Origin of the sequence: Vibrio sp. LB10LO1 (genome assembly GCF_010092875.1) — a bacterium.
GTDB lineage: Bacteria > Pseudomonadota > Gammaproteobacteria > Enterobacterales > Vibrionaceae > Vibrio > Vibrio campbellii.
Map to the genome: position 1 here is coordinate 1 of NZ_JAADJW010000032.1, position 25,104 is coordinate 25,104.

Consider the following 25,104-nt stretch of genomic DNA (forward strand, 5'->3'; position numbering starts at 1 on the left):
CCCGAATCCCGAATCCCGAATCCCGAATCCCGAATCCCGAATCCCGAATCCCGAAAAACAAAAAGGGCCGATGCTCTCACATCAACCCTTCTGTTTATTCTCGAAGCGTAGCGCTGTCGTATCTCGACTCTAGCCTCTCAATTCTTTAGTACTGATCTTCAGACCAACCATCGCTGTCCGACATATCCGGAGCACCAGCAATGGTATTTTCTTCATCAGCCCATTCGCCAAAATCAATCATCTGGCACTGCTTGCTACAAAAAGGGCGGTGAGGACTTTGCTCGCCCCATTCAACGTCTGCGCCACATTGTGGGCATGGAACGACAGTAATTTTAGACATCGTCATTCGTCCTATTTATTCGGTGTTCAAAGGTATTAAGGCAATAGTAGTGCGTGTTGTGCTTAGCTACAAACCGCAAGTTCAAACTCGACGTCTTGCGTGCAAGCTTGACCACTTTCAAAGGCCATGAATTTGATGGCAAAACGGTTCTTATGGCCCGAAATCATCGGGTAAACACCGTATTCCATTGGGATGTGTAAACGTAGGATATTGGCTTCATCCGCGTCACTTTGAAAGAACCCTGCGCGAGCGATTTGGGCTTTAAAATGGCCCGTTTCACGAGTCAGCTTCAGCCATAGAGCTAAGGCGTCAGAGAGCGGCTTTAAGCTTGCTTGCCACTGGTCAGCATCGTGCTTTTTACGCTCAATCGGTAAGTGAAGCCAGTAATGCAAAGCAGGTAGGTCGAAACAACATGAACCACCCGGTAAGTTAAAACGCTGGCGGATTGAGCTTAAGAAACGATCTTCCTTAAGCGCTTGACCGAAACGCTCAGCCGTCATCAGTTGGCTATGAACGACATCGATCTCATTAAGCAGTTCGCCAAGTGCCTGTTGATCGACACCATCAACATTTAGCCAATTGCGATAAGCTAAGCGCTGCTTCTCTAGATCTTTCGCCAATTCGCTTTTCAGCTGGATCTGCTCGAAGATTTCGACCATATCGAAAAGCGCGCGGAAGAAAAGCTGATATTGGTGGTTATCAGCAAAACCAGAGGCTAGGTGAGCCTGACGCAGCAAAGACTCAACTCTTAAGTAGATGCGAGTTTTTTCATTTAACGGATGTTCAAATTTGTGCGTGGTCATCGACAGTAGCCTTGGTGAGTTTCATTCCTATTTTCGCAGATTTTTCTTACACATGGCTAGGTACTTTTCGTGTAAATCTGTGATTTGAAGCAAAAGATCTGGGTCATCTGGATTATTCTTCACCACATCATCGGCCAGAGCAAGTCGTTGCTCACGAGAAGCTTGGGATGCCAAGATGGCTTTTGCTTGATCTTCGCTGACGTTGTCGCGTTTTACGGTTCTTGAGATCTGGGTTTGTGGGTCAACATCCACGACAAGAACGCGATCACATAAGCTATCAAGCTTATTCTCTATCAATAAAGGTATAACTAAAAGCGCGTAGTCCGATGTGACTTGCTCCAAGTCTTCGATCATCTTTTCACGAATCATTGGGTGCAATAAGCCGTTTAACCAAGTCTTTTCTTCTGGATTAGAGAAAATTCTCTCTCTTAGCTTGGCTCTATCCAGCATTTGATCATCGCGGACGATATCGACACCAAAGTGCTCAATGATGGCATTTAGCCCTGGAGTTCCTGGCTCCACGACTTCGCGAGCCACGATATCAGCATCGACAATGTCGATCTTGAACTGCTGTTTGAATAGGTTTGCCACCGTAGTTTTGCCACTTGCAATACCACCAGTAAGGCCAATAACGAAAGCCATTTACACTCCTAGAATCGACGTAAAGTACCAGTTGAGGATTTGATGGCCCCAAATTAGGCTCACCCAACCAGCAATCGCAAGGTAAGGGCCGAAAGGAAAGGCTTTCTCGATACCTTGTTTTTGCAAGCGCAGTTGGATAAGACCAAAGATGACGCCAACCACCGAAGAGAGCAAAATGATCATCGGTAGAGATTGCCAACCCAGCCAAGCGCCCAATGCCGCAAGGAGTTTAAAGTCACCATAGCCCATGCCTTCTTTGCCTGTTAGAAGTTTAAACAGCCAGTAAACACTCCAAAGACATAGATAGCCTGCCATTGCACCAATGATAGAATCTTGTAGGCTGACAGGACTGATACCAGCAAGAGCAAGTGCGATACCTGTCCACATCAATGGTAGAGTCAGTTGGTCTGGCAACAACATGGTATCGAGATCGATAAACGTGGCAGCAATCAATACAAAGGTAAAGAAAACCAGCGCTACAGTGAAGTAGCTAAAACCGAAATGAAAAGCGATAAAACCCGAACAAAACGCAGTAAGCAGTTCAATAAGAGGGTAGCGAGCGCTGATGGACGAGTGGCAGTTGTGGCACTTGCCTTTCAGTAATAGCCAGCTAATCACCGGAATGTTGTCTCGGATGCGAATGGGAGTTCCGCATTGCTGACAAGATGAGCGCGGTACGCTTAACGTCAGCGTCTCTTTGGGTGGTTCAATCTTATATTCAGGGAAGGATTCAGCGCACTCACGTCGCCATTCTAGTTCCATGATCTTGGGTAAACGGTAAATAACCACGTTGAGGAAACTACCCACAATCAAACCGAAAATTGTGGCAAACACAACGAATAGCCATGGGTAGTACTGGAATACTTCCATATCTGTCTCTTGAGCGATGAATCAAATAAGCAAGATGCTGTTTTGATGGTATTAATTTGCTAAAGGATCATTCTATCCTAATACGCTCATCAAATTAAAGATTGGTAAGTACATTGCTGTGACTAGACCACCAACCACCACGCCAAGAAAGACGATGATCAATGGTTCTAAAATCTTACTCAGATTATCAACGGTATTATCCACTTCGAACTCATAAATAGCGGCTATCTTGTTGAGCATGTCATCCAATCGACCTGACTCTTCACCTATCATGACCATTTGCAGTACTAGCTCAGGGAAAACGTGACAGTTACGCATGGCAATATACATCGGCATACCAGCTGCAGTGTCTCGATACACCTCTTCAATTGCTAATTGATAGTGCATGTTACCGGAGGTTTTTGAGGTGGTTTTTAATGCGGTGAGAATTGGAATACCCGCACTAAAGCTGGTTGCTAAAGTACGGCTAAACTTGGCAATGGCTGCTTTGGATAATACTGGCCCCAAGATAGGGACTCTTAAACTCGAACGCGCAGCTAAAAGGCGAAATGAATCGGATCGCTGCGACATAATTTTGCCGGAAATGAGCAGGCTTACAAAACTCAGCCCAATAAAGGGCCCCCAGTTTTGGGTCCAAGCAGAGAGGTTGAGTACCATCTGAGTAAAGGCGGGTAAGTCGGCTCCAAAACCTGTAAACATCTTTTCAAACTCAGGGATAACTCTAGTCAGCATTAAATAGGAAACCCCAAGCGCTACTAAAACCACCATCGCTGGGTAAATGAGCGCTTTAATCACTTTTGCGCGCAACTGCTCGCTCTTTTCTCGATAAGTTGCCAAACGCTCAAAGACTTGAGATAGGTTACCGGACTGCTCACCAGTCGCGATTAGGTCTGTATAAAGCGGATCAAAATGTGTACTGGCAGTGCGCATGGCTTTCGACATCGGTGTCCCTGCCTCTACCGCTCGTGTGACACTCATCAGAATCGACTTCATCTCGGCTTTTTTGTGGTTCTCTGAAACCAACTTAAGTGCCTGAACAATCGGTACGCCCGTCATTAGCATGGTGGCAATTTGGCGAGTAAATATCGTGATGTCTTTGCCTTTGACGCGATGACTGATCTTGGTGATAAAAGAAATGCTGCCTTTCTTCAGTTTCTTTATCTTGATGTGTTGAGCATCGAGGCGCTCTCTTACCTCGACTTCGGTCATGGCCAGTACGTTTCCAGAGGTTTTTTTACCCGAGCTATTAATGCCTTTCCAACGGTAGTTCTTGAGTTGAGGAGCGATGGTTTTCATAAACTGAGTGACTGCCTAATAATTCTTGTAAATGTTAAAAGTAGAGAACGCGCTGCAATTCGCTGAAGCTGGTAATGCCTTGTTTGAGTTTTTCGATGCCAGACATTTGTAGGGTTTGCATACCATTGGCAATGGCGAGTTTTTCTAATTCGTGTACTGAAGCGCCTTTGATGAGTGCTTCTGAAAGGGATTCATCAAACTTCATCACTTCGTAAATGCCGGTTCGCCCTGAATAACCATGGGTACACTCGTTACAACCGTCGGGATTAGCTTGAAAGATCTGTTCGGTGCTGGTGATTCCAATATGTTGAAGTTGGCTGTTTGGCTCTTGAGGTTGTCTACAATATGGACACAGTTTTCTAGCCAAACGCTGGGCGATGATCAAACTGAGAGAGGAGGCGAGGTTAAAGCTTTCTACGCCCATATTAGACAAGCGAATGACAGTCTCGGCAGCCGAGTTCGTGTGCAAAGTGGAGAGAACTAAGTGGCCAGTCTGTGATGCTTTGATCGCGATTTCTGCTGTGTCGAGATCTCGGATCTCGCCCACCATAACCACATCAGGATCTTGACGTAAGAAAGAGCGGAGCGCTTCTGCAAAACCAAAGCCGATCTTTGGCTGAACTTGAACTTGGTTAATGCCGGGCAGGTTAATCTCAACGGGATCTTCAGCGGTTGAGATATTGATCTCTGGTTTATTAAGAATGCTCAATCCAGTGTAGAGCGAGACCGTTTTACCGCTACCTGTTGGGCCTGTCATCAGGATCATACCTTGTGGACGGCGCAGGGCATTCAAATAAAGTTGTTTCTGTGAGTCGCTATAACCGAGCTTATTGATATCTAATGCTGCAGAACTGCTGTCGAGCAAGCGCAGAACAATCTTTTCCCCAAAAAGAGTTGGTAGTGTGGAGACACGCATATCAATTGCAGTGTCTTGGTTTAATTTGAGCTTGATTCGCCCATCCTGTGGTAAGCGGCGCTCGGCGATATCAAGCTTAGATAAGATTTTTATACGAGCGGAGAGACGACGGCTTAAATGGCTCGGAGGCTGCTGAATTTCAATTAAAATGCCATCACAACGCAAGCGCACGCGGTACATATTTTCGTAAGGCTCGAAGTGAATATCGGAAGCCCCTTTACGGACAGCATCGAGTAAAATTTGGTTTATATAGCGACTGACCGGCGATTCATCTTGGCTGAGATCTTCGATGTTCTCAATTTCATCCTCACCAATATCAACCAAACCCGCCAGTTCATCTTGGTTGATTTCTTTAAGACCGGATTTTTCTTGCCCAAGTGATCGGCCATATAAACGTCGAATGGCTGCTGTTAGCTCACGAAAGTCAGCGAGGACAAGCTCGACTTGCAAGCCTGTCGCAAAACGAAAGTCATCTTCGGCTTGAAGGTTTGTTGGGTCGGCAACCGCGAGAATCAAAGTTGAAGAGGTGCGGTTAAGCGGCAAAGCGTTATGGCGAGTGATGAGATCGCGTAAGCCAAGCGTTTGGCATAGCGAAGCGTATTCGTATTGGTTAAGAGAAGTGCAAGAAAGCCCGAAGACAGAGCTTAGGTGTTCTGTCAATTCATGAGATTGGAAAAAGCCAGAACTGAGTAAAGCCTCCGGCATCGAAATGCCAGAAGCTTTAGCTTGCTCAAGTAACGATTCTTCTTGGGAAAAGGTCAGTATTCCTGCTTGGCGAAGAACCGTTGAGAGGTTTGTGTGCATTAGACTCTATCTACAAGCTTTAGGTACTTCTTCTGTTGTTAATTTACTGTTTGTCGTAAATGTACATGCCCACCCACTGGTAGATTTTGCAATTTCAACATACGCAGTGTTGATAGAAGAAGTTGAGCCAAACGAAAATTTGATAGTTCCATTTGCACCACTGATACTTTCAAAAGATAGTGTTCCAAGCTTGTTCATCCCTGTTGTAGCTCCAACGTCACTAAAACCCGTTGCAGTATTTGGGGGGAAGTTACCTTTTTCTTGAATATACATATCGATATTTGTAATAAGTGACTTTGCTGTCGCTAACCCTGTTGCCGCTTCCGATTTCTTTACGTAATTTTGATAAGCGGGTATAGCTATAGCAGATAGCACGCCAATAATCGCTACCACAATCATCAATTCAATAAGAGTAAAACCCTGCTGCTTCTTCTTCTGTTTATTCGTTTTCATCTTGTTTCCTTAAGATAAATTTAGTTAATGCTTATGCATGGGACAGAAGAGTAAAAAGAGTAGAAACAAGTGGAAACTGGAAACGAAGGGGCTCTCGAGTGAGATAAAGATCTTTGCGCTCTGGTTGCATATTGTGTGCAAGGTTTTGCGAGTGGTGTTATTTTTTAAACAGATAAAAATAAAGAGCCTTACGGCTCTCTATTGGATTTTTGATAGGTGTAACTCTATGAGATTAAGAGAGTTAATTGTGTTTGTTCACACTGGTTTACTTGAAGCGCATCGAAAGATCCATCGCTTTTAGGTGCTTAGTCAAAGCGCCTACTGAGATGTAATCTACGCCCGTTTCTGCGTATTCAGCGATGGTTTCTAGGGTTATATTGCCAGAGTTTTCTAGCGCAGCACGGCCAGCATTGATGGCAACTGCTTCACGCATCATATCTTTGGTGAAGTTATCTAACATAATGATGTCGGCGCCCGCTTCGATCGCAGCTTTTAGTTCGTCTAAGCTTTCCGTTTCTACTTCAACTGGCTTACCTGGGTTCAACTGTTTTGCGGTGGTAATCGCTTGAGTGATACCGCCACAAGCGATGATGTGGTTTTCTTTAATAAGGTAGGCATCGAACACACCGATACGATGGTTAAAGCCACCACCGCATGCTACGGCGTATTTCAAGGCACTACGCAGACCTGGAATGGTCTTGCGTGTATCTAATAGACGACACTCAGTGTGAGCAATTTTTTCTGCGTATTCAGCAGTGATGGTCGCGCAACCAGAAAGGGTTTGAATAAAGTTCATTGCGTTGCGCTCGCCAGTGAGCAAATCACGAGCTGGGCCCGTCAGGGTGCAAAGCGTTTGGTTAGGCTCAACTTTGTCGCCGTCTTTGACATGCCACTCGATGGTCACTTTGCCACCTAGTTGTTTGAATACTTCATCTGCCCATGCTTGACCACAAAACACACCGTGTTCACGGGTGATGATGGTTGCTGTGTTAACAGCGTCAACAGGGATAAGCGATGCGGTGATGTCTTTGTCGGCATCCAATACTCCACCTAGATCTTCTTTTAGGGTATCGGCTACGGCGCGAGTGATTTCTAATGGAAGCTGTTGCTTAAGGTATTCTAGGCGTTCTTGGCTGTTGTGTGTGTTCTTCATCGCAAATCTTGTCTTGAAAGGGAGATGGCAACGAATGATACTCTCCGGTGTCAATAATTTCAGCAGTTAATTTGCAAAGTAGAGAGGTTGATATGTGCCTAAAAATCGAGAATGGTTGGTTGACGAAGGCAAAGCACGTCCCATCACCGTTTTTTGATGATCGTTCAGACAAAGAAGACATCTCTCTGCTGGTGGTACACAACATCAGTTTACCGCCGGGGCAATTTGGTGGCCCTCATATCGAGGAATTCTTTAAAGGTACTCTGGATCCCAACGCCCATCCGTTTTTTGAGGTAATTCACAAAATGAGCGTTTCGGCACATTGCTTAATAAAGCGTAATGGTGAAATAGTTCAGTTTGTTTCTTTTCTTGATAAGGCATGGCATGCAGGGCAGTCTAGCTTTGCTGGTCGTGAACGTTGCAATGATTATTCCATTGGTGTTGAGCTCGAGGGGACTGAGTTTGTTGCCTATACAGAAGAACAATATCAATCACTTACTGCTTTGACCCATGCGGTCATGCAGGCCTACCCGAAAATCACTTTACCTCGAATTACAGGGCATCAGTACATTGCTCCCTTGAGAAAAGCGGATCCTGGTCTAAGCTTTGACTGGGTCAAATACAGACAGCAATTACAAAGCTAACTTGTAGCGAAAGTGTAAATTCAAAAAACAGAAATAAATAAGGCATACACTCAGTTATGCCTTTTTTTGATACAAGAAATATGAGCACTTGTTAAAAGTTAACTACATTTTGAAGGTTTAAAACGGCTGGTGGTGAATAACTGTACAGATAATTTTGTCATTTTTTGTTTTTGTTGATCAAATTTACTAGCACGCAGACTTCCCATCTGTTTTGTTTATGTAATTGGTCATACCAATTTTATTGCTGTTTTAATGGTCGATTGTTATCAAAGTGTTGGTTGTAAGTCCGTTCTATGATTTAGGTCAACTTTTGGCTGGACAGTGACGTTTTAATTATGTTAATTTCTGCACCAACTTAAAATTGGTATTACCAATTACCTGCAAGAGTAGAAGAACAATAAATTATGGCTTATCAAAGGATTCGTCAGCCAAAGCTTTCTGATGTTATTGAACAAGAGCTAGAAAGGTTGATTGTGGAAGGAACACTCTCTCCGGGGCAACAATTGCCACCAGAGCGCGAACTCGCTAAGCAGTTCGATGTGTCTCGTCCATCTGTCCGTGAAGCCATTCAGCGTTTAGAAGCAAAACGTCTGCTTACTCGTCGTCAAGGCGGTGGCACATTCGTTAGCGAAAACATCTGGAAGAGTTTCTCAGACCCTTTGTTGAACCTATTGTCATCTCACTCCGAAACGCAGTTAGACCTGCTTGAGTCGCGCCATGCGATGGAAGGTATTTCCGCGTACTTTGCAGCATTGCGTGGTACCGATGAAGATTTTGCTCGTATTCAAGCATGCTTGAATCAAATCAGTGAAGAGCAAAAAGGCGACAACGTTGAAGCAGAAGCGGCGGCAGTTATGCAGTTCCTTATTGCTTTAACAGAAGCAGCGCACAATGTTGTGTTACTTCATATCGTTCGTAGCCTTGCCCCTTTGCTTGAGCAAAATGTTCTACAGAATCTAAAGCTCTTACATCGCCGCGATGAAGTGGTCGATAAAGTAAGTAAACACAGAGCTAATATCGTGGATGCGATTGTTTCTGGTCAGCCTGAAAAGGCACGTGAAATGTCTCACTCACATTTAGCTTATATTGAAGAAACATTGTTGGATTTGACTCGAGAAGAGTCTCGACGAGAGCGTTCTCTGCGTCGAATTCAGCAAGGTAACGATTCTTAATACAAGAACCGCTTACTTAAATAAGTAGATCCAACCAACAGAAGGATAGATCGCCATGTCTGACATGAAGCATGACGTAGATGCACTGGAAACTCAAGATTGGCTACAAGCCCTTGAATCCGTTGTTCGTGAAGAAGGTGTAGAACGTGCACAGTTTCTACTAGAAACCGTTCTAGAAAAAGCACGTCTAGACGGCGTTGATATGCCAACTGGCATCAACACAAACTACATCAACACTATTCCAGCAGCACAAGAACCAGCTTACCCTGGTGATGTAACTCTTGAGCGTCGTATTCGTTCGATTATTCGCTGGAACGCAATCATGATCGTATTGCGTGCTTCTAAGAAAGACCTAGACCTTGGTGGTCACATGGCTTCTTACCAGTCAGCAGCAGCGTTCTACGAAGTTTGTTTCAACCACTTCTTCCGTGCTCCAAACGAGACGGACGGTGGCGATCTAGTTTACTACCAAGGTCACATCTCACCGGGTATCTACTCTCGTGCATTCGTTGAAGGTCGTCTAACTGAAGAGCAGCTAGATAACTTCCGTCAAGAAGTAGACGGTAAAGGTATCCCATCATACCCGCACCCTAAACTGATGCCTGAGTTCTGGCAGTTCCCAACAGTATCTATGGGTCTTGGTCCAATTTCTGCGATCTACCAAGCGCGTTTCCTTAAGTACCTAGACGGTCGTGGCCTAAAAGACACGTCTGCACAGCGTGTATACGCGTTCCTAGGTGACGGTGAGATGGATGAGCCGGAATCACGTGGTTCTCTATCTTTCGCTGCGCGTGAGAAACTGGACAACCTAACATTCCTAATCAACTGTAACCTACAGCGTCTAGACGGCCCTGTAATGGGTAACGGTAGCATCATCCAAGAGCTAGAAGGTCTATTTAAAGGCGCTGGCTGGAATGTTGTTAAAGTTATCTGGGGTAGCAACTGGGATGCTCTACTTGCTAAAGATACAACAGGTAAGCTTCTACAGCTGATGAACGAAACTGTAGATGGTGACTACCAAACATTTAAATCTAAAGATGGTGCTTACGTACGTGAACACTTCTTTGGTAAGTACCCAGAGACAGCTGCACTAGTTGCAGACATGACTGACGACGAAATCTTCGCACTTAAGCGTGGTGGTCACGAGTCTTCTAAGCTGTACGCAGCTTACAAAAACGCAGCAGAAACTAAAGGTCGTCCAACAGTAATCCTAGCGAAGACTGTTAAAGGTTACGGCATGGGTGAAGCGGCTGAAGGTAAGAACATCGCGCACCAAGTTAAGAAGATGGACATGACTCACGTACTACACCTACGTGATCGCCTAGGTCTTCAAGACATCCTAACTGACGAAGCAGTGAAAGAACTTCCATACCTGAAACTTGAAGAAGGTTCAGCGGAATACGAATACCTACACGCTCGTCGTAAAGAACTAAAAGGTTACACGCCACAGCGTCTACCTAAGTTCACTCAAGAATTCAAAACACCTGAGCTAGAAGAGTTCGCTCCGCTACTAAGCGAGCAGAAGCGCGATATCTCTACAACAATGGCTTACGTTCGTACTCTTAACATCCTGCTTAAGAACAAGAACATTGGTAAGAACATCGTTCCTATCATCTGTGACGAAGCTCGTACGTTCGGTATGGAAGGTCTGTTCCGTCAGATCGGTATCTACAACCCGCACGGTCAGAACTACACACCTCAAGATCGCGACATCGTTTCTTACTACAAAGAAGCAACTTCAGGTCAGGTTCTACAAGAAGGTATCAACGAGCTAGGCTCAATGGCTTCTTGGGTTGCAGCTGCGACTTCTTACAGCACGAACGATCTGCCAATGATCCCGTTCTACATCTACTACTCTATGTTCGGTTTCCAACGTGTTGGCGACATGGCGTGGATGGCAGGTGACCAACAAGCTCGTGGTTTCCTACTAGGTGCTACTGCAGGTCGTACAACGCTAAACGGTGAAGGTCTACAGCACGAAGACGGTCACTCGCACATCATGGCGAATACAGTTCCTAACTGTATCTCTTACGACCCAACATTCGCTTACGAAGTTGCAGTAATCATGCAAGACGGTATCCGTCGCATGTACGGTGAGAACCAAGAGAACGTGTTCTACTACCTAACTGTAATGAACGAAAACTACGCAATGCCAGCAATGCCAGAAGGCGCTGAAGAAGGCATCCGTAAGGGTATCTACAAGCTTGAGTCTTACGCTGGTGACAAGTCTAAAGTTCAGCTAATGGGCTCTGGTACTATCATGAACGAAGTACGTAAAGCAGCGACTATCCTAAGCGAAGAGTACGGCATCGCATCTGACGTGTTCTCTGTAACATCGTTCAACGAGCTAACTCGTGACGGTCAAGACGTAGAGCGTTACAACATGCTTCACCCAGAAGCAGAAGCGAAAGTACCTTACATTGCACAAGTAATGGGTACTGAGCCAGCAATCGCAGCGACTGACTACATGAAGAACTACTCTGAGCAAGTTCGTGCGTTCATGCCTTCTGAGTCTTACAAAGTACTTGGTACTGATGGTTACGGCCGTTCTGACAGCCGTGAGAACCTACGTCGTCACTTCGAAGTTAACGCAGGCTACGTAGTAGTTGCCGCTCTTACTGAGCTAGCGAAACGTGGTGATGTTGAGAAATCAGTAGTCGTTGAAGCGATTGCTAAGTTCAACATCGACACTGAAAAAACTAACCCACAATACGCTTAATACAGCGCTTAACTAGAAGGTAAATAAGCAATGGCAATCGAAATTAATGTACCTGACATCGGTGCGGATGAGGTTGAAGTTACTGAAATTCTTGTAAGCGTTGGCGACAAGGTTGAAGAAGAGCAGTCTCTGATCACTGTTGAAGGCGACAAAGCTTCTATGGAAGTTCCAGCGTCTCAAGCAGGTATCGTTAAAGAAATCAAAGTAGCAGAAGGTGATTCTGTTACGACTGGTTCTCTTATCATGATTTTCGAAGCTGAAGGTGCCGCTGCAGAAGCGGCTCCTGCGGCAGCTCCAGCAGTTGAAGCAGCACCAGTTGCAGCGCCTGCAGCGGCAGAACTAAAAGAAGTTCACGTTCCTGATATCGGTGGCGACGAAGTAGAAGTTACTGAAATCATGGTTGCAGTTGGCGACAGCATCGAAGAAGAGCAATCTCTTCTAACGGTTGAAGGCGACAAAGCATCAATGGAAGTTCCAGCCCCATTCGCTGGTACGCTAAAAGAGATCAAAGTTGCTGCTGGCGATAAAGTAACAACTGGTTCTCTAATCATGGTTTTCTCTGTAGGTGGTAGCGAAACTGCAGGTTCAGGCGCAGCAGCGGCTCCAGCAGCCGAGGCGTCGGACCGAGTAGAAGCTCCAGCAGCTCCAGCGGTAGCAGCTGACAAAGAAGTGAATGTTCCAGATATCGGCGGTGACGAAGTTGAAGTTACTGAAGTAATGGTAGCGGTTGGCGACACAGTAGAAGAAGAGCAATCTCTAATCACTGTTGAAGGCGATAAAGCTTCTATGGAAGTTCCTGCACCATTCGCTGGTACTGTAAAAGAAATCAAGATTGCAGCGGGCGATAAAGTAACGACTGGCTCTCTAATCATGGTATTCGAAGTAGCTGGCGCAGCTCCAGCTCCTGTTGCAGCACCTGCACAAGCAGCAGCTCCAGCACCTGCAGCGGCTCCTGCTCCAGCAGCAAAAGTTGAAGCGGCACCTGCAGCGAACGATTTCCAAGAGAACAACGACTACGCACACGCATCTCCAGTTGTTCGTCGTCTTGCTCGTGAATTCGGCGTTAACCTATCTAAGGTTAAAGGTACAGGTCGTAAGAGCCGTATCCTAAAAGAAGACGTTCAAGCTTACGTTAAAGATGCACTTAAGCGTCTTGAGTCTGGCGCAGGTGCAGCAGCATCTGGCAAAGACGATGGCGCAGCGCTTGGTCTACTACCTTGGCCAAAAGTTGACTTCAGCAAGTTCGGCGAAACTGAAGTTCAGAAGCTTTCTAAGATCAAGAAGATCTCTGGTGCAAACCTACACCGTAACTGGGTAATGATCCCTCACGTTACACAGTGGGACAACGCTGACATCACTGAGCTAGAAGCATTCCGTAAAGAGCAGAACGCAATCGAAGCTAAGAAAGACACTGGCATGAAGATCACTCCTCTTGTGTTCATCATGAAAGCTGTTGCTAAAGCACTTGAAGCGTTCCCAGCGTTCAACTCTTCACTTTCTGAAGATGGCGAAAGCATCATTCTTAAGAAGTACGTGAACGTAGGTATTGCAGTAGATACGCCAAACGGTCTTGTTGTTCCTGTATTTAAAGACGTGAACAAGAAAGGCATCTACGAGCTATCTGAAGAGCTAATGGCAGTTTCTAAGAAAGCACGTGCAGGTAAGCTAACAGCTGCTGACATGCAAGGCGGTTGTTTCACAATCTCTAGCCTTGGCGGTATTGGCGGTACAGCGTTTACACCAATCGTAAACGCGCCAGAAGTTGGTATCCTAGGTGTATCAAAATCTGAAATGAAGCCAGTGTGGAACGGTAAAGAATTCGAACCACGCCTACAACTTCCACTGTCTCTATCATACGACCACCGTGTGATCGATGGTGCAGAAGGTGCACGCTTCATTACTTTCCTAAACGGTGCACTATCAGACATTCGTCGCCTAGTACTGTAATTGAGAAAGTAATAGTTAAGGTGGCTTTCGGGTCACCTTAATTCTTTATATAAAAGACTATTTTTAGACGACAATTTCTTCCATCGTTCAGAAACTGAAAGATGAATTGTTGTCTAGCTCACAGGCTAACTTAAAGCTGCTTTCACACTGTTAACATCTCTGTAAAATATTGACCGTTTGAAAGCCTAATAATTTAAGAACATCTACTCAGCCTGTTAGGGATAATGACTACAAGAGGTCACAATGAGCAAAGAAATTAAAGCCCAAGTTGTTGTACTTGGTTCTGGTCCTGCTGGTTACTCAGCTGCATTCCGTTGTGCGGATCTAGGTCTAGAAACAGTACTAGTTGAACGTTACAGCACTCTTGGCGGTGTATGTCTAAACGTTGGTTGTATTCCATCTAAAGCACTTCTTCACGTTTCTAAAGTTATCGAAGAAGCGAAAGCGATGGCTGAACACGGTGTTGTGTTTGGCGAACCACAAACTGACATCAGCAAAATCCGTATCTGGAAAGAGAAAGTTGTAAACCAACTAACTGGCGGCCTTAGCGGTATGGCTAAGATGCGTAACGTTACTGTAGTAAACGGCTACGGTAAGTTCACAAGCCCTAACTCTATCCTTGTAGAAGGCGAAGGCGAGTCAACAACGGTTAACTTCGACAACGCTATCATTGCTGCGGGTTCTCGCCCAATCAAACTGCCATTCATCCCGCACGAAGACCCACGTATTTGGGATTCAACGGATGCGCTAGAGCTAAAAGAAGTACCAGAAAAACTGCTTATCATGGGCGGTGGTATCATCGGTCTAGAAATGGGTACGGTTTACCACTCTCTAGGTTCTAAAGTTGAAGTAGTTGAAATGTTCGACCAGGTAATCCCTGCGGCGGATAAAGACATCGTTAAAGTTTTCACTAAGCGTATCAAAGACAAGTTCAAGCTAATGCTTGAAACTAAAGTGACAGCAGTTGAAGCGAAAGAAGACGGTATCTACGTTTCAATGGAAGGCAAAAAAGCACCTGCTGAAGCTGAGCGTTATGATGCAGTTCTTGTTGCTATCGGTCGTGTTCCAAACGGTGCACTTATCGATGCTGAAAAAGCGGGTATCGAAGTAGACGAGCGTGGCTTTATCAATGTTGATAAGCAGATGCGCACTAACGTTCCTCACATTCACGCGATCGGCGACGTAGTTGGCCAACCAATGCTTGCTCACAAAGGTGTGCATGAAGGCCACGTAGCGGCAGAAGTTATCTCTGGTAAGAAACACTACTTCGATCCTAAAGTTATTCCTTCAATCGCTTACACTGAGCCAGAAGTGGCATGGGTTGGTAAGACTGAGAAAGAAGCGAAAGCAGAAGGCATCAACTACGAAGTGGCAACATTCCCATGGGCAGCATCAGGTCGTGCAATCGCATCTGACTGTGCAGACGGTATGACTAAGCTTATCTTTGATAAAGAGACTCACCGCGTAATCGGTGGTGCTATCGTTGGTACTAACGGTGGTGAACTGCTTGGTGAAATCGGTCTAGCTATCGAGATGGGTTGTGATGCAGAAGACATCGCACTAACTATCCACGCTCACCCAACTCTACACGAGTCTGTGGGTCTAGCTGCTGAAGTATTTGAAGGCTCAATCACTGACCTTCCAAACAAAAAAGCAGTGAAAAAGAAAAAGTAATTTTTTCTTGAACGTTGAATGATAAAAACCGCTGATTCGTCAGCGGTTTTTTTATTGGAAGAAAAGAATGCTGCGCTTGGAGAGTCGGGAACACTTCGCCCTAGGAATCGAGAGGTGATTGCTGGGAGGCTATTGAAAGAGGCTCTGCTCTAAAAGGAGTTGACGGGTTTTGTCCCTAGAAAGACAAAATAATGATATGACCCCAATAAAGTAGACACTCAATATTGGAATTTGAGTGCGATGAAAGTAAAAACTGTCCGAAAACATTCAGAAGGTTTCAAGAAACAAGCCGTACAGCAATCTTTAGATTCTCCTGATACCGTAAAATCAGTGGCGAAGTCGTTAGGTATTTCCCCGAGTTTACTGTCGAAATGGAGGGCTGAAATGACCTCTCAAAAACATACATCACCTACTCTTCCCAACGTGGGACCAGAAAAATCCGTACTCCAACTAGAAAAAGAAATTCGAAGGTTGAAAAAGCGTCTGGAAATGGCTGAGATGGAGAACGAATTCTTAAAGGAAGCGAAAGCTTACTTCAACAGCCTAAAAGAATAAGATTTGAATACATTCTAAAATACACGAGTGTCAGGCGACCAGTAGTAAGGCTGTGCCAATGGCTAGGTGTTTCTCCAGCTGGCTACTATAAGTGGCTCCATCGAAAGCCAAGTGAACGTGAACAAAGAAACGAAAGTTTGCTCGACTTTTTGTGATAGGCAGCATTGTATCCCCGGCTATCGAAAGTTGTGGGAAGCTGCGGTTGCTTTCGGTTTTATTTGCAATAAGAAGCGAGTTCAACGGCTATTACAGTTAGTAGGTTATCGTTCTAAAGCGAGTAAAAAGCGCCATGGTCGAGCTCCTAGACAGAAAACACTGATGCCTGCGTACAATCTTCTTAATCGCCAATTTGACGTGAGTAAACCAAATCAAGTTTGGGCTTCTGATATAACTCAAGTTCGATGTAAGGAAGGTTGGAACTACCTTTGTGTTATATTGGATTTGTATTCGAGGAAGGTGGTGGGGTGGTCTATAAGTCGCATAAACAATGCTTATTTAGTGCTAAAAGCCTTGAATAAAGCATGGAAGAGTCGTCTACCGGATGGAAGGGAGTTAATGTTTCATTCGGATCAAGGTGTTCAATATCGAGCGATAGAAACCTTACGATGGCTCAGGAAAAAGGCGATTACCGTGAGTATGTCACGTAAAGGAAACTGTTGGGATAACGCTTGTTCAGAAAGTTTCTTTGCTCAATACAAAAAAGAGTGGATTAGCAATTTAGGAGAGATATCTCGTCAGGAAATGACAATGCAAAGCCGACTTTATATCGATACATATTACAATCCGGTAAGAAGACATGGGACTCTAGGTGGAGTGAGCCCCATAGACTTTGAGCTAATGAATTAACCCCCTGTGTCTACTTTTAAGGGGTCATTCCATAAAGCGGTTTCCCGTTTCCCGTTTCCCGTTTCCCAAAAACAAAAAAGGCCAATACCTAAGTATCAGCCTTTGATTTTTTAAGCCTAATTATTTTTTAGTGATGGTCACGGTTGTAGATGCATAGCATATCTAAGTATGCACTTACTAGGTTCGTTAACTCAGCTTCGCTCTTAGAGCGGTTTGCTTGTACGAAAATAGAGTAGCAAATACCGTGGAACAGATTCGCCAAGTGTTCCGGTTCATGTTGGTCACAAACTTCACCACGCTCGATCGCTTTGATGAACATGTTTTGCACTAGAAGTTGGTTAGTGCGGTTTGTGGTCACGAACAATGGCCATACTTCATCACGTGTCGATGCGCTCCACTCAAACCAAACTTTCAGCCAATGGCAATCTTGGCTTACTAGCTCAATCATTGCATTAGTGATGTTGGCGATGTTTTCGCGCGCGTGGATGTCTAAGTCGATGTTATCCGACAAGAAGTTAGAGAACTGACGCACAACGTGGTTCAGAACTTCATCCACCAAATCTTCACGAGTAGGGAAGTAGTTAAATACCGTCGCAACAGAAACTTGAGCGATCTCTGCAATATCCGCGTGACCACCACGACCAATGCCGCGACGAGCAAACACTTCAAGAGCGATTTCCATCAGTTGCTGTTTACGTTTTAGAGGGGAAAGCCTAGTACGAGGTCTCTTTGCAATTGAGTCCATATTCCTTTTTCCTTGCCATTTGAGTTGATGTTTTGGGGATAATCCCCTAATTGATTATTTTAATAGTTGCTTAAAGCATTGATGAGTGTAATGGTGCATATGTGCGAGGTCAACATCTGATGCACAATTTATAGACAGTAATGTCATTATTGATGTTTCATTCAACTAGATAAGTTCTAAAATTAAGACTTTCATTCAATAAATCAAAGCAATGGCAAGCGGCTTTTAACCCATGGTGTGGGGTGTTACACTACACGCCGCAAGATAAGGTGATCGTTTGCGTACGACCTACCTCAACCCACAAAGAAAATTGAGCACAGTATGAAACATACAGTAGAAGTCATGATTTCTGAGCAAGAAGTTCAGGAACGTATTCGTGAATTAGGCAAGCAAATTACAGAACGTTACCAAGGCAGCGAAGATCTGGTAATGGTTGGTTTGCTACGTGGTTCATTTGTATTTATGGCCGATTTGGCTCGTGCAATCGAACTGACTCACCAAGTCGACTTTATGACCGCTTCTAGCTACGGTAACACGATGGAAAGCTCTCGTGACGTACGTATCTTGAAAGACCTTGATGATGACATCAAAGGCAAAGACGTACTGATCGTTGAAGATATCATCGACACAGGTAACACGCTAAACAAGATCCGTGAAATCCTATCTCTACGTGAGCCTAAGTCTATTGCGATTTGTACACTACTAGATAAGCCATCACGTCGTGAAGTTGAAGTGCCAGTTGATTACGTTGGTTTTGCGATTCCTGACGAGTTCGTTGTTGGTGTGGGTATCGACTACGCTCAAAAATACCGTCACCTACCATTTATCGGTAAAGTGGTACCACAAGAGTAATCGTTACTTTTGTTTAAAGAATACAAAAACGCCCGTTAAGCAATTAACGGGCGTTTTCTTTTATTCAGTCTGGTTAAGCTTATTGCTTAGCGGCAAAGTAATTTGTTGTCTGCATTCAGAATCGTTGAGAGTGCTTTTTGGTAAGAAGCTTCCACGGTCTCTTTTGAGTTAGAACGGATGCCTAAGTACTCTAGGCGGCCATCTTCAATTCCGTATACCACGCCATGAATTTCCACATCCTGACCACGTTCCCATGCGTTTTGCATGATGGTGGAGTTACCTAAGTTGTAAACTTGCTCGGCAACGTTGATTTCACCCAGTTTATCAGCGCGGTCTTCAAGGGGCATCTGGTCAAGGTAAGTGCGATGTTTAAAGTACAGGTCACGAATGTGAAGTAGCCAGTTATTGATTAAACCAAGTTGAGGGTTATCAATGGCAGCATTAACACCACCACAGCCGTAGTGACCACAAACGATGATGTGCTTCACTTTCAATACGTCGACCGCGTATTGCACTACAGAGAGGCAGTTTAGGTCGGTGTGGATGACCTGATTAGCAACATTTCGGTGAACAAATAACTCGCCCGAGAAAAGCCCAGTTAATCGCTCTGCTGGAACGCGACTGTCTGAACAACCAATCCAAAGAAAGTCGGGCTTTTGACCTTCCGCTAGCTTCGCGAAATATTCTGGACGATCAGATTTAATTTCTTCTGACCACTTAGAGTTATTTTCGAATAATTGTTTAATTTCCGGCATCTGACATCTACTTCCCTAAAAATTAAAAAAACCAACCACTCACTATTGCTTATAAAGCGATCAGCGCTGTAACTATACACAATGTTACAATTTCGATCCCGTTAAATATTCATCAAAGATGACTCATCTGACGAGTTCTCGCAGTTAAAATCATAAAATATGCAGGCATCATTCAGTATGCGAATAAACCTAGCTAATTCGCGGGTTTATTGTGTTTTTTTCTTTGACGAAATATTTGTTAGATTGATGGCATTTTGTCTTTTTAATGCAGGGAGCAAATTCAATGTTCGGTAGTCGCTTTAAGGATATCAACTTGAAAGGGGATCTGTTTGGTGGCGTCACGACGGCCATCATTTCACTTCCTCTTGCGTTAGCCTTTGGTGTGGCATCTGGCGCGGGCGCGGAAGCTGGCTTATGGGGCGCGATCATGGTGGGGCTTTTTGCTTCGTTATTTGGTGGCTCTAATACCCTCATCTCAGAGCCAACCGGTCCAATGACGGTGATCATGACCGCGGTACTGACCAGCATGATGGCTAAGTATCCAGAAACGGGTATGGCCATGACGTTCACTGTGGTCATGATGGCAGGTGCCTTCCAGATTGTGCTTGGTACGTTAAAGTTGGGTAAGTACGTGACGTTAATGCCTTACAGTGTGATATCAGGATTCATGTCAGGGATTGGTGTGATTCTTATTATCTTGCAGCTGTCGCCTTTGCTTGGTCATGCAGCACCGTCTGGTGGGGTCATCGGGACGTTATCGGCATTGCCCGACACAATATCTAACTTAAAGTTTAGTGAGTTGTTTTTGGGCTTGCTGACGTTAGGTATCTTATTCTTCTTCCCGAAGCAGTATCGTAAATACGTTCCCGCTCAACTTGTCGCGCTGGTGGCGGTTACTTTGTTATCGGTGATTCTGTTTGATGCAGAAGACATTCGTCGAATTGGTGAAATCCCAGCAGGTTTGCCTTCTTTGGTCGTGCCACATATCGATCCTGCTATGTTCACTGAGATGGTTATTGATGCATTGGTACTGGGTACACTAGGTTGTATTGATACCTTATTAACCGCAGTGATTGGCGACTCTTTGACGCGTAAAGAACACGATTCGGACAAGGAGCTGCGCGGGCAAGGTTTGGCAAACATGATCTCTGGCCTGTTTGGTGCGTTGCCAGGTGCTGGCGCGACAATGGGGACCGTAACCAACATCCAAGTCGGTGCTCGTTCACCATTATCCGGAGTCATTCGCGCATTGATTCTGGCGTTGGTGGTACTGGTTGCAAGTGGATTAACCGAGCCAATCCCAATGGCGGTACTGGCGGGCATTGCGGTGTATGTCGGTTTCAATATTCTTGATTGGAGTTTTATCCAACGTGCTCATAAGGTGAGCTTCCCGGGGATGGCGGTCATGTATGGCGTGATGCTATTGACGGTGTTCGTAGATTTGATTGTCGCCGTTGGTCTTGGTGTGTTTATCTCTAACATCATTATCATTGAGCGCTTGAGCCGTGAACAAGCACGCCAAGTTAAGGCGATCAGTGATGCAGATGAAGACGATGTACCGCTGACTGACAGTGAGAGAGGGCTGTTAGACAGAGCGAATGGTAAAGTGTTGTTCTTCTATCTTTCTGGGCCAATGATCTTCAGCGTTTCGAAGGCGATTTCGCGTCAGCACTCCAGTATCTCGGATTACGAAGTGATGATCCTCGATCTAACAGATGTACCTATGATTGATGTGACCGTTGGCTTGGCGCTAGAGAACGCCATCAAAGATGCTTTGGATGCGAAGTGTGAAGTCTATTTGCTGTGTCCAAACCAACGTACGCGTGAGCAGTTAGAGAAATTCCACGTGATTGACTTGGTACCTGATGAGAACACTTATAAGTTCCGTTACGAAGCATTGAATGCAGCGGTAAAACATGTAGAAACCGATGAGCACCAAATGCTAACGATGTAATCTAAGTCACTTATTTAAAAGCGCTATCAGAGAGATTTGATGGCGCTTTTTACTATATGGCGTTGGGAGGATTTATAGTTATTTCTAATTTTATAGAAAGGTTTATTTGTATTCATCGTTATTCAACGATAAACTAATTCAACTTCAGTGCAATATCGCTTTCGACTCTTGAGTCGCTATCAATGATCCCCAACGGTATTGGCATTCACGATTCATCAACAGATGGCAATGATTACGCAATGTACGCATTAGAAATAGAACAGCTTCGCAAGACTTATGCGGGCGGATTTGAAGCGTTGAAGGGCATCAGCCTAACAGTAGAAAAAGGCGACTTCTACGCACTTCTAGGGCCAAATGGTGCGGGTAAATCCACAACAATTGGCATTATCTCTTCTTTAGTAAACAAAACCTCGGGTACGACGAAGGTTTTTGGCTACGACATCGATACGCATCTTGAATTAGCAAAGCAGAACTTAGGCTTAGTGCCGCAGGAATTTAATTTCAACCAGTTTGAAACGGTTGAGCAAATTGTAATGCAGCAAGCGGGCTATTATGGCGTATCCAAAGAGCTTGCTAAAGTTCGCGCAGAAAAATACCTAACTAAGCTCGATTTGTGGGAAAAACGCAAAGAACGCGCGCGTAATTTGTCCGGTGGTATGAAGCGTCGTCTTATGATTGCTCGCGCTTTAATGCATGAACCACAGTTGTTGATCCTTGATGAACCAACGGCGGGTGTTGATATCGAATTGCGCCGCTCTATGTGGGATTTCTTAAAAGAGATTAACCAAGAGCAGGGCATTACTATCATCCTAACAACCCACTACCTTGAAGAGGCAGAAATGCTGTGTCGTAACATCGGTATCATCAATAAAGGTGAGCTGATCGAGAATACGACCATGAAAGCACTGCTTGGTAAACTGCGTGTTGAAACCTTCATTCTTGATGTTGAGTTTGATGGTGAGATGCCAGAGCTTGCGGGTGTGAATAGCCAAACGATGATCAATGGTTCATTAGAGATTGAATTGGACAAGAGCCAAGGTCTGAACTCAGTATTTAGTCAACTTTCAGAGAGAGGGGTGAAAGTACTCTCTATGCGTAATAAAGCAAACCGTTTAGAAGAGCTGTTTGTCAGCATCGTACGTGGAGGTAACCAATAATGTACAAGTTATATTGGACCGCTTTTTGCAGCCTACTGACGAAAGAGATTAATCGCTTCACACGAATTTGGGTGCAAACTCTTGTGCCGCCAGCGATTACGATGACGCTGTATTTCATCATCTTTGGTAGCCTAATTGGTTCTCGTATTGGTGAAATGAACGGCTTTAGTTATATGGAATACATTGTGCCGGGCTTGATCATGATGTCGGTGATCACCAACTCATATTCGAACGTGGCATCGTCATTCTTTAGTTCTAAATTCCAGCGCAATATTGAGGAGTTGTTGGTTGCGCCAGTACCAAACTACGTCATCATTCTTGGTTTTGTTATGGGAGGCGTCGTTCGTGGTTTGCTGGTGGGGACTATCGTAACTTTCGTGTCGCTGTTCTTTGTTGATTTGCAAGTGGACCACTGGGGTATCATTATCGCGACGGTATTTATGACTTCGGTTGTGTTCTCACTCGGTGGCTTGATTAACGCCGTTTACGCGAGAACGTTCGATGATATCTCCATCATCCCGACGTTTGTATTGACGCCGCTGACTTACCTTGGCGGTGTGTTTTACTCAATCAGCCTACTGCCTGAGTTTTGGCAAGGGGTGTCTAAACTGAACCCTATAGTCTACATGGTGAATGCATTCCGTTATGGCTTCCTTGGTGTGTCCGACGTGGGTATTGTCACCTCGTTTAGCGTACTGACAGTATTTGTTGTCGCGCTTTATGCTGTGGCTCACTATCTGGTCACCAAAGGGATAGGCCTAAGAAGCTAATACAAAAAGCAATCGAAAGAGCAGCCATTAGAGCTGCTCTTTTTCTATGCACACTAATACATTCCCATACAAATTTTCGACTTTTTACATGCTAGGTTTCACTCATCTTTCGTAAATACATCTGCTGTAAATGAGTGAAGCCATGAATGTCGTCCCATCTCCCCCTTTCTTTTTAAAATTACTGCGTCCCAAATACTGGTCTGTGTGGTTCGCTTTTGGTTTATTAGCGTTGATCGTTAATCTGCTCCCTTATCCAGTGCTCTGTGCATTAGGCAGAGGTATTGGTTCACTTGCTATGTCGTTGATGAAGCGCCGCAGAAGCATCGCAAAACGAAACCTTAAACTCTGTTTTCCTGAATACAGCGATGCCAAATGTGATCAGCTGGTAAAGGCAAATTTTAAATACACTGGCATGGCGTTGATAGAAACCGGAATGGCGTGGTTTTGGCCTGATTGGCGTGTGCAGCGTCTAACTCAAGTTGTGGGTAAAGAGCGCCTGCTTGAGCAAGAAAAGAATGGGCGAGGTGTGCTGGTAGTATGCAGCCATCACCTTAACTTGGAAATGACGGCGAGAATCTTTAGCCAGTTTGCGAAAGGCTATGGCGTGTATCGTCCGAACTCAAACCCCGCTTATGAATTTATTCAACATCGAGGCCGTACGCGTTGTGGGCATCAAATGATAGATCGCAAAGACGTAAAGTCGATGCTCAAAGTCCTAAAGAATGGCCAGCGATTATGGTATTTGCCTGATCACGATTATGGTGCGGATAGCTCGGTCTTTGCGCCTTTCTTCGCCGTCAATCAGGCCGCAAGTACGGCGGGGTCGAGTGTATTGGTTGATGCAACCAAGTGTGCGGTGATGTCTGGTGTAACAGTAGTAAGCGACAATCAATACACCTTATATGTTGGTGGTGACTTGAGTGAACAATTTGAACGACGTAACCCGGTTAAAGCTGCGAGCATTTTAAACCAAGAGATTGAAGATATGATCCGAAGAGATATTCCAGCATGGATGTGGCTGCATAAGCGATTCAAGACACGCCCTGAAGGACTTCAATGCGTGTATTCGTAACTCCTTTCCTCGGATACAAAAAAGGTCGGCTCAGTGCCGACCTTTTCGTTTATGTATTTCGCTTATTCAGCGCTTGCTGAGTTCGCTTCGCTTGATTCTTCTTCTTTGGTTTCTACGACCATATCAACCGTTTGGTTGTCGATTAGGCGTGCTTTACCCAAGAATGCAGACATCAGGATCACCGCTTGAGTGGTCTCAGCAGTAATAGCTTGAAGTGTACGAGCATCACGAATGAAGATTTCATCAGGCTGTAGACCCGCTGCACGCAGTTGGTCGTTCGCATCTTCAATCACTGAAGCGTAATCATCACGGCCACCACGCATCGCACTGCTGATCCAACGCATGGTGCGAGCAAGTACTGGTGCGCGTTGACGTTCATCAATGGTCAAAAGACCATTACGAGAGCTCATTGCAAGGCCATCCATTTCACGTACGGTTGGAACGCCAATGATTTCGATGTCCATCGCCAAGTCTTCAACCATTTTGCGAATCACCGCAAGTTGCTGGAAGTCTTTCTCGCCAAAGCAAGCCACATCAGGTTGAACGATGTTGAACAGCTTGTTGACGATGGTTGTCACGCCACGGAAGTGACCTGGGCGAGACGCGCCTTCAAGAATGGTAGATAAGCCAGGAACATCAACAAACGTTTGTTTGTCCAAGCCTTCTGGGTAGATGATTTCTGGTGTTGGAGTGAACACCACTTCTACGCCTTCACCACCTAGTTTGCTTAGGTCTTCTTCTAGGGTGCGAGGGTAGTTATTTAAATCGTCTGCACGGTCAAACTGCATCGGGTTTACAAAGATGCTTACGACAACGACATCCGCGTATTCGCGAGCTTTACGAACAAGCGTAAGGTGACCTTCGTGTAGGTTGCCCATTGTTGGAACAAACGCTACTTTGCGACCTTCACGCTTAAAGGTTTTTACCTGTTCACGAATCGCTGAGATTTCCGCAAAAGTTTGCAT

The 25,104-nt window shown here is 45.0% G+C and carries 21 protein-coding genes and 1 pseudogene; 11 read left to right on the plus strand and 11 right to left on the minus strand.

From position 1 onward, the window contains the following. Window positions 1–145 precede the first annotated feature (145 nt). From yacG to nadC, 8 genes are all read right to left on the minus strand, one after another. Window positions 146–346, minus strand: a complete 201-nt coding sequence (yacG, locus tag GXP65_RS19260) for a DNA gyrase inhibitor YacG (protein ID WP_012128882.1) — start codon at window positions 344–346, stop codon at window positions 146–148. Between the two features lie 56 nt (window positions 347–402). Next, entirely contained in the window at window positions 403–1,143 is a 741-nt protein-coding gene (gene zapD / locus GXP65_RS19265; protein WP_012128881.1) for a cell division protein ZapD, read from the minus strand. A 27-nt stretch (window positions 1,144–1,170) separates the two neighbouring features. Next, window positions 1,171–1,785, minus strand: coding sequence for a dephospho-CoA kinase (gene coaE / locus GXP65_RS19270; RefSeq protein WP_162093510.1), 615 nt, complete (start codon window positions 1,783–1,785; stop codon window positions 1,171–1,173). Next, window positions 1,786–2,655, minus strand: a complete 870-nt coding sequence (locus tag GXP65_RS19275; RefSeq protein ID WP_045421884.1) for an A24 family peptidase — start codon at window positions 2,653–2,655, stop codon at window positions 1,786–1,788. It lies immediately after the preceding gene. A 72-nt stretch (window positions 2,656–2,727) separates the two neighbouring features. Then, on the minus strand, window positions 2,728–3,951 hold the full coding sequence (locus GXP65_RS19280) for a type II secretion system F family protein (RefSeq protein ID WP_045395353.1): 1,224 nt from the start codon (window positions 3,949–3,951) through the stop codon (window positions 2,728–2,730). A gap of 34 nt (window positions 3,952–3,985) precedes the next feature. Then, window positions 3,986–5,671 (minus strand): type IV-A pilus assembly ATPase PilB, encoded by a 1,686-nt coding sequence (gene pilB / locus GXP65_RS19285; protein WP_162093511.1) that lies wholly within the window; start codon window positions 5,669–5,671, stop codon window positions 3,986–3,988. 6 nt (window positions 5,672–5,677) lie between these two features. Further along, window positions 5,678–6,124 (minus strand): prepilin-type N-terminal cleavage/methylation domain-containing protein, encoded by a 447-nt coding sequence (locus GXP65_RS19290; RefSeq protein WP_162093512.1) that lies wholly within the window; start codon window positions 6,122–6,124, stop codon window positions 5,678–5,680. Window positions 6,125–6,389: 265 nt separating this feature from the next. After that, entirely contained in the window at window positions 6,390–7,277 is an 888-nt protein-coding gene (gene nadC / locus GXP65_RS19295) for a carboxylating nicotinate-nucleotide diphosphorylase (protein WP_010643264.1), read from the minus strand. Window positions 7,278–7,369: 92 nt separating this feature from the next. Here nadC and ampD point away from each other — a divergent pair, with 92 nt between their 5' ends. The 6 genes and pseudogenes from ampD to GXP65_RS19325 all read left to right on the plus strand — a co-directional run bounded on the left by ampD (window position 7,370) and on the right by GXP65_RS19325 (window position 16,834). Next, window positions 7,370–7,921 (plus strand): 1,6-anhydro-N-acetylmuramyl-L-alanine amidase AmpD, encoded by a 552-nt coding sequence (gene ampD / locus GXP65_RS19300; RefSeq protein ID WP_162093513.1) that lies wholly within the window; start codon window positions 7,370–7,372, stop codon window positions 7,919–7,921. A gap of 404 nt (window positions 7,922–8,325) precedes the next feature. Then, window positions 8,326–9,093, plus strand: a complete 768-nt coding sequence (pdhR, locus tag GXP65_RS19305; protein ID WP_005428674.1) for a pyruvate dehydrogenase complex transcriptional repressor PdhR — start codon at window positions 8,326–8,328, stop codon at window positions 9,091–9,093. 55 nt (window positions 9,094–9,148) lie between these two features. Then, on the plus strand, window positions 9,149–11,812 hold the full coding sequence (gene aceE / locus GXP65_RS19310; protein ID WP_038891989.1) for a pyruvate dehydrogenase (acetyl-transferring), homodimeric type: 2,664 nt from the start codon (window positions 9,149–9,151) through the stop codon (window positions 11,810–11,812). 30 nt (window positions 11,813–11,842) lie between these two features. Further along, window positions 11,843–13,759 (plus strand): pyruvate dehydrogenase complex dihydrolipoyllysine-residue acetyltransferase, encoded by a 1,917-nt coding sequence (gene aceF / locus GXP65_RS19315; protein WP_162093514.1) that lies wholly within the window; start codon window positions 11,843–11,845, stop codon window positions 13,757–13,759. Between the two features lie 243 nt (window positions 13,760–14,002). Continuing rightward, window positions 14,003–15,433 carry a dihydrolipoyl dehydrogenase gene (lpdA, locus tag GXP65_RS19320; RefSeq protein ID WP_162093515.1) on the plus strand — a complete coding sequence of 477 codons (1,431 nt, stop codon included), beginning with the start codon at window positions 14,003–14,005 and terminating at the stop codon, window positions 15,431–15,433. 240 nt (window positions 15,434–15,673) lie between these two features. Then, window positions 15,674–16,834: pseudogene (locus GXP65_RS19325) on the plus strand (IS3 family transposase). 127 nt (window positions 16,835–16,961) lie between these two features. Here the strand turns inward: GXP65_RS19325 and opaR are convergent. After that, window positions 16,962–17,579 (minus strand): transcriptional regulator OpaR, encoded by a 618-nt coding sequence (gene opaR / locus GXP65_RS19330; RefSeq protein ID WP_045369814.1) that lies wholly within the window; start codon window positions 17,577–17,579, stop codon window positions 16,962–16,964. Window positions 17,580–17,900: 321 nt separating this feature from the next. Between opaR and hpt the strand changes: the two genes are divergently transcribed. Then, window positions 17,901–18,431, plus strand: coding sequence for a hypoxanthine phosphoribosyltransferase (hpt, locus tag GXP65_RS19335; protein ID WP_005428667.1), 531 nt, complete (start codon window positions 17,901–17,903; stop codon window positions 18,429–18,431). Window positions 18,432–18,517: 86 nt separating this feature from the next. Here hpt and can read toward each other — a convergent pair whose 3' ends face one another. Beyond that, window positions 18,518–19,186, minus strand: coding sequence for a carbonate dehydratase (gene can / locus GXP65_RS19340; protein WP_005531727.1), 669 nt, complete (start codon window positions 19,184–19,186; stop codon window positions 18,518–18,520). Between the two features lie 283 nt (window positions 19,187–19,469). Between can and GXP65_RS19345 the strand changes: the two genes are divergently transcribed. The 4 genes from GXP65_RS19345 to GXP65_RS19360 all read left to right on the plus strand — a co-directional run bounded on the left by GXP65_RS19345 (window position 19,470) and on the right by GXP65_RS19360 (window position 24,139). Beyond that, the gene (locus GXP65_RS19345) at window positions 19,470–21,140 is read left to right on the plus strand and encodes a SulP family inorganic anion transporter (protein ID WP_038891985.1); all 1,671 of its coding nucleotides are present in this window, start codon (window positions 19,470–19,472) and stop codon (window positions 21,138–21,140) included. Between the two features lie 239 nt (window positions 21,141–21,379). Beyond that, the gene (locus GXP65_RS19350) at window positions 21,380–22,297 is read left to right on the plus strand and encodes an ABC transporter ATP-binding protein (protein WP_041853462.1); all 918 of its coding nucleotides are present in this window, start codon (window positions 21,380–21,382) and stop codon (window positions 22,295–22,297) included. After that, entirely contained in the window at window positions 22,297–23,067 is a 771-nt protein-coding gene (locus tag GXP65_RS19355; RefSeq protein WP_038891984.1) for an ABC transporter permease, read from the plus strand. The genes GXP65_RS19350 and GXP65_RS19355 overlap by 1 nt, the downstream gene beginning before the upstream one ends. 142 nt (window positions 23,068–23,209) lie before the next feature. After that, window positions 23,210–24,139, plus strand: a complete 930-nt coding sequence (locus tag GXP65_RS19360) for a Kdo(2)-lipid IV(A) acyltransferase (protein WP_162093516.1) — start codon at window positions 23,210–23,212, stop codon at window positions 24,137–24,139. A 62-nt stretch (window positions 24,140–24,201) separates the two neighbouring features. Here GXP65_RS19360 and panC read toward each other — a convergent pair whose 3' ends face one another. Then, a complete protein-coding gene (panC, locus tag GXP65_RS19365) occupies window positions 24,202–25,104 on the minus strand; it encodes a pantoate--beta-alanine ligase (protein ID WP_012128863.1) in 903 nt (300 codons plus the stop codon).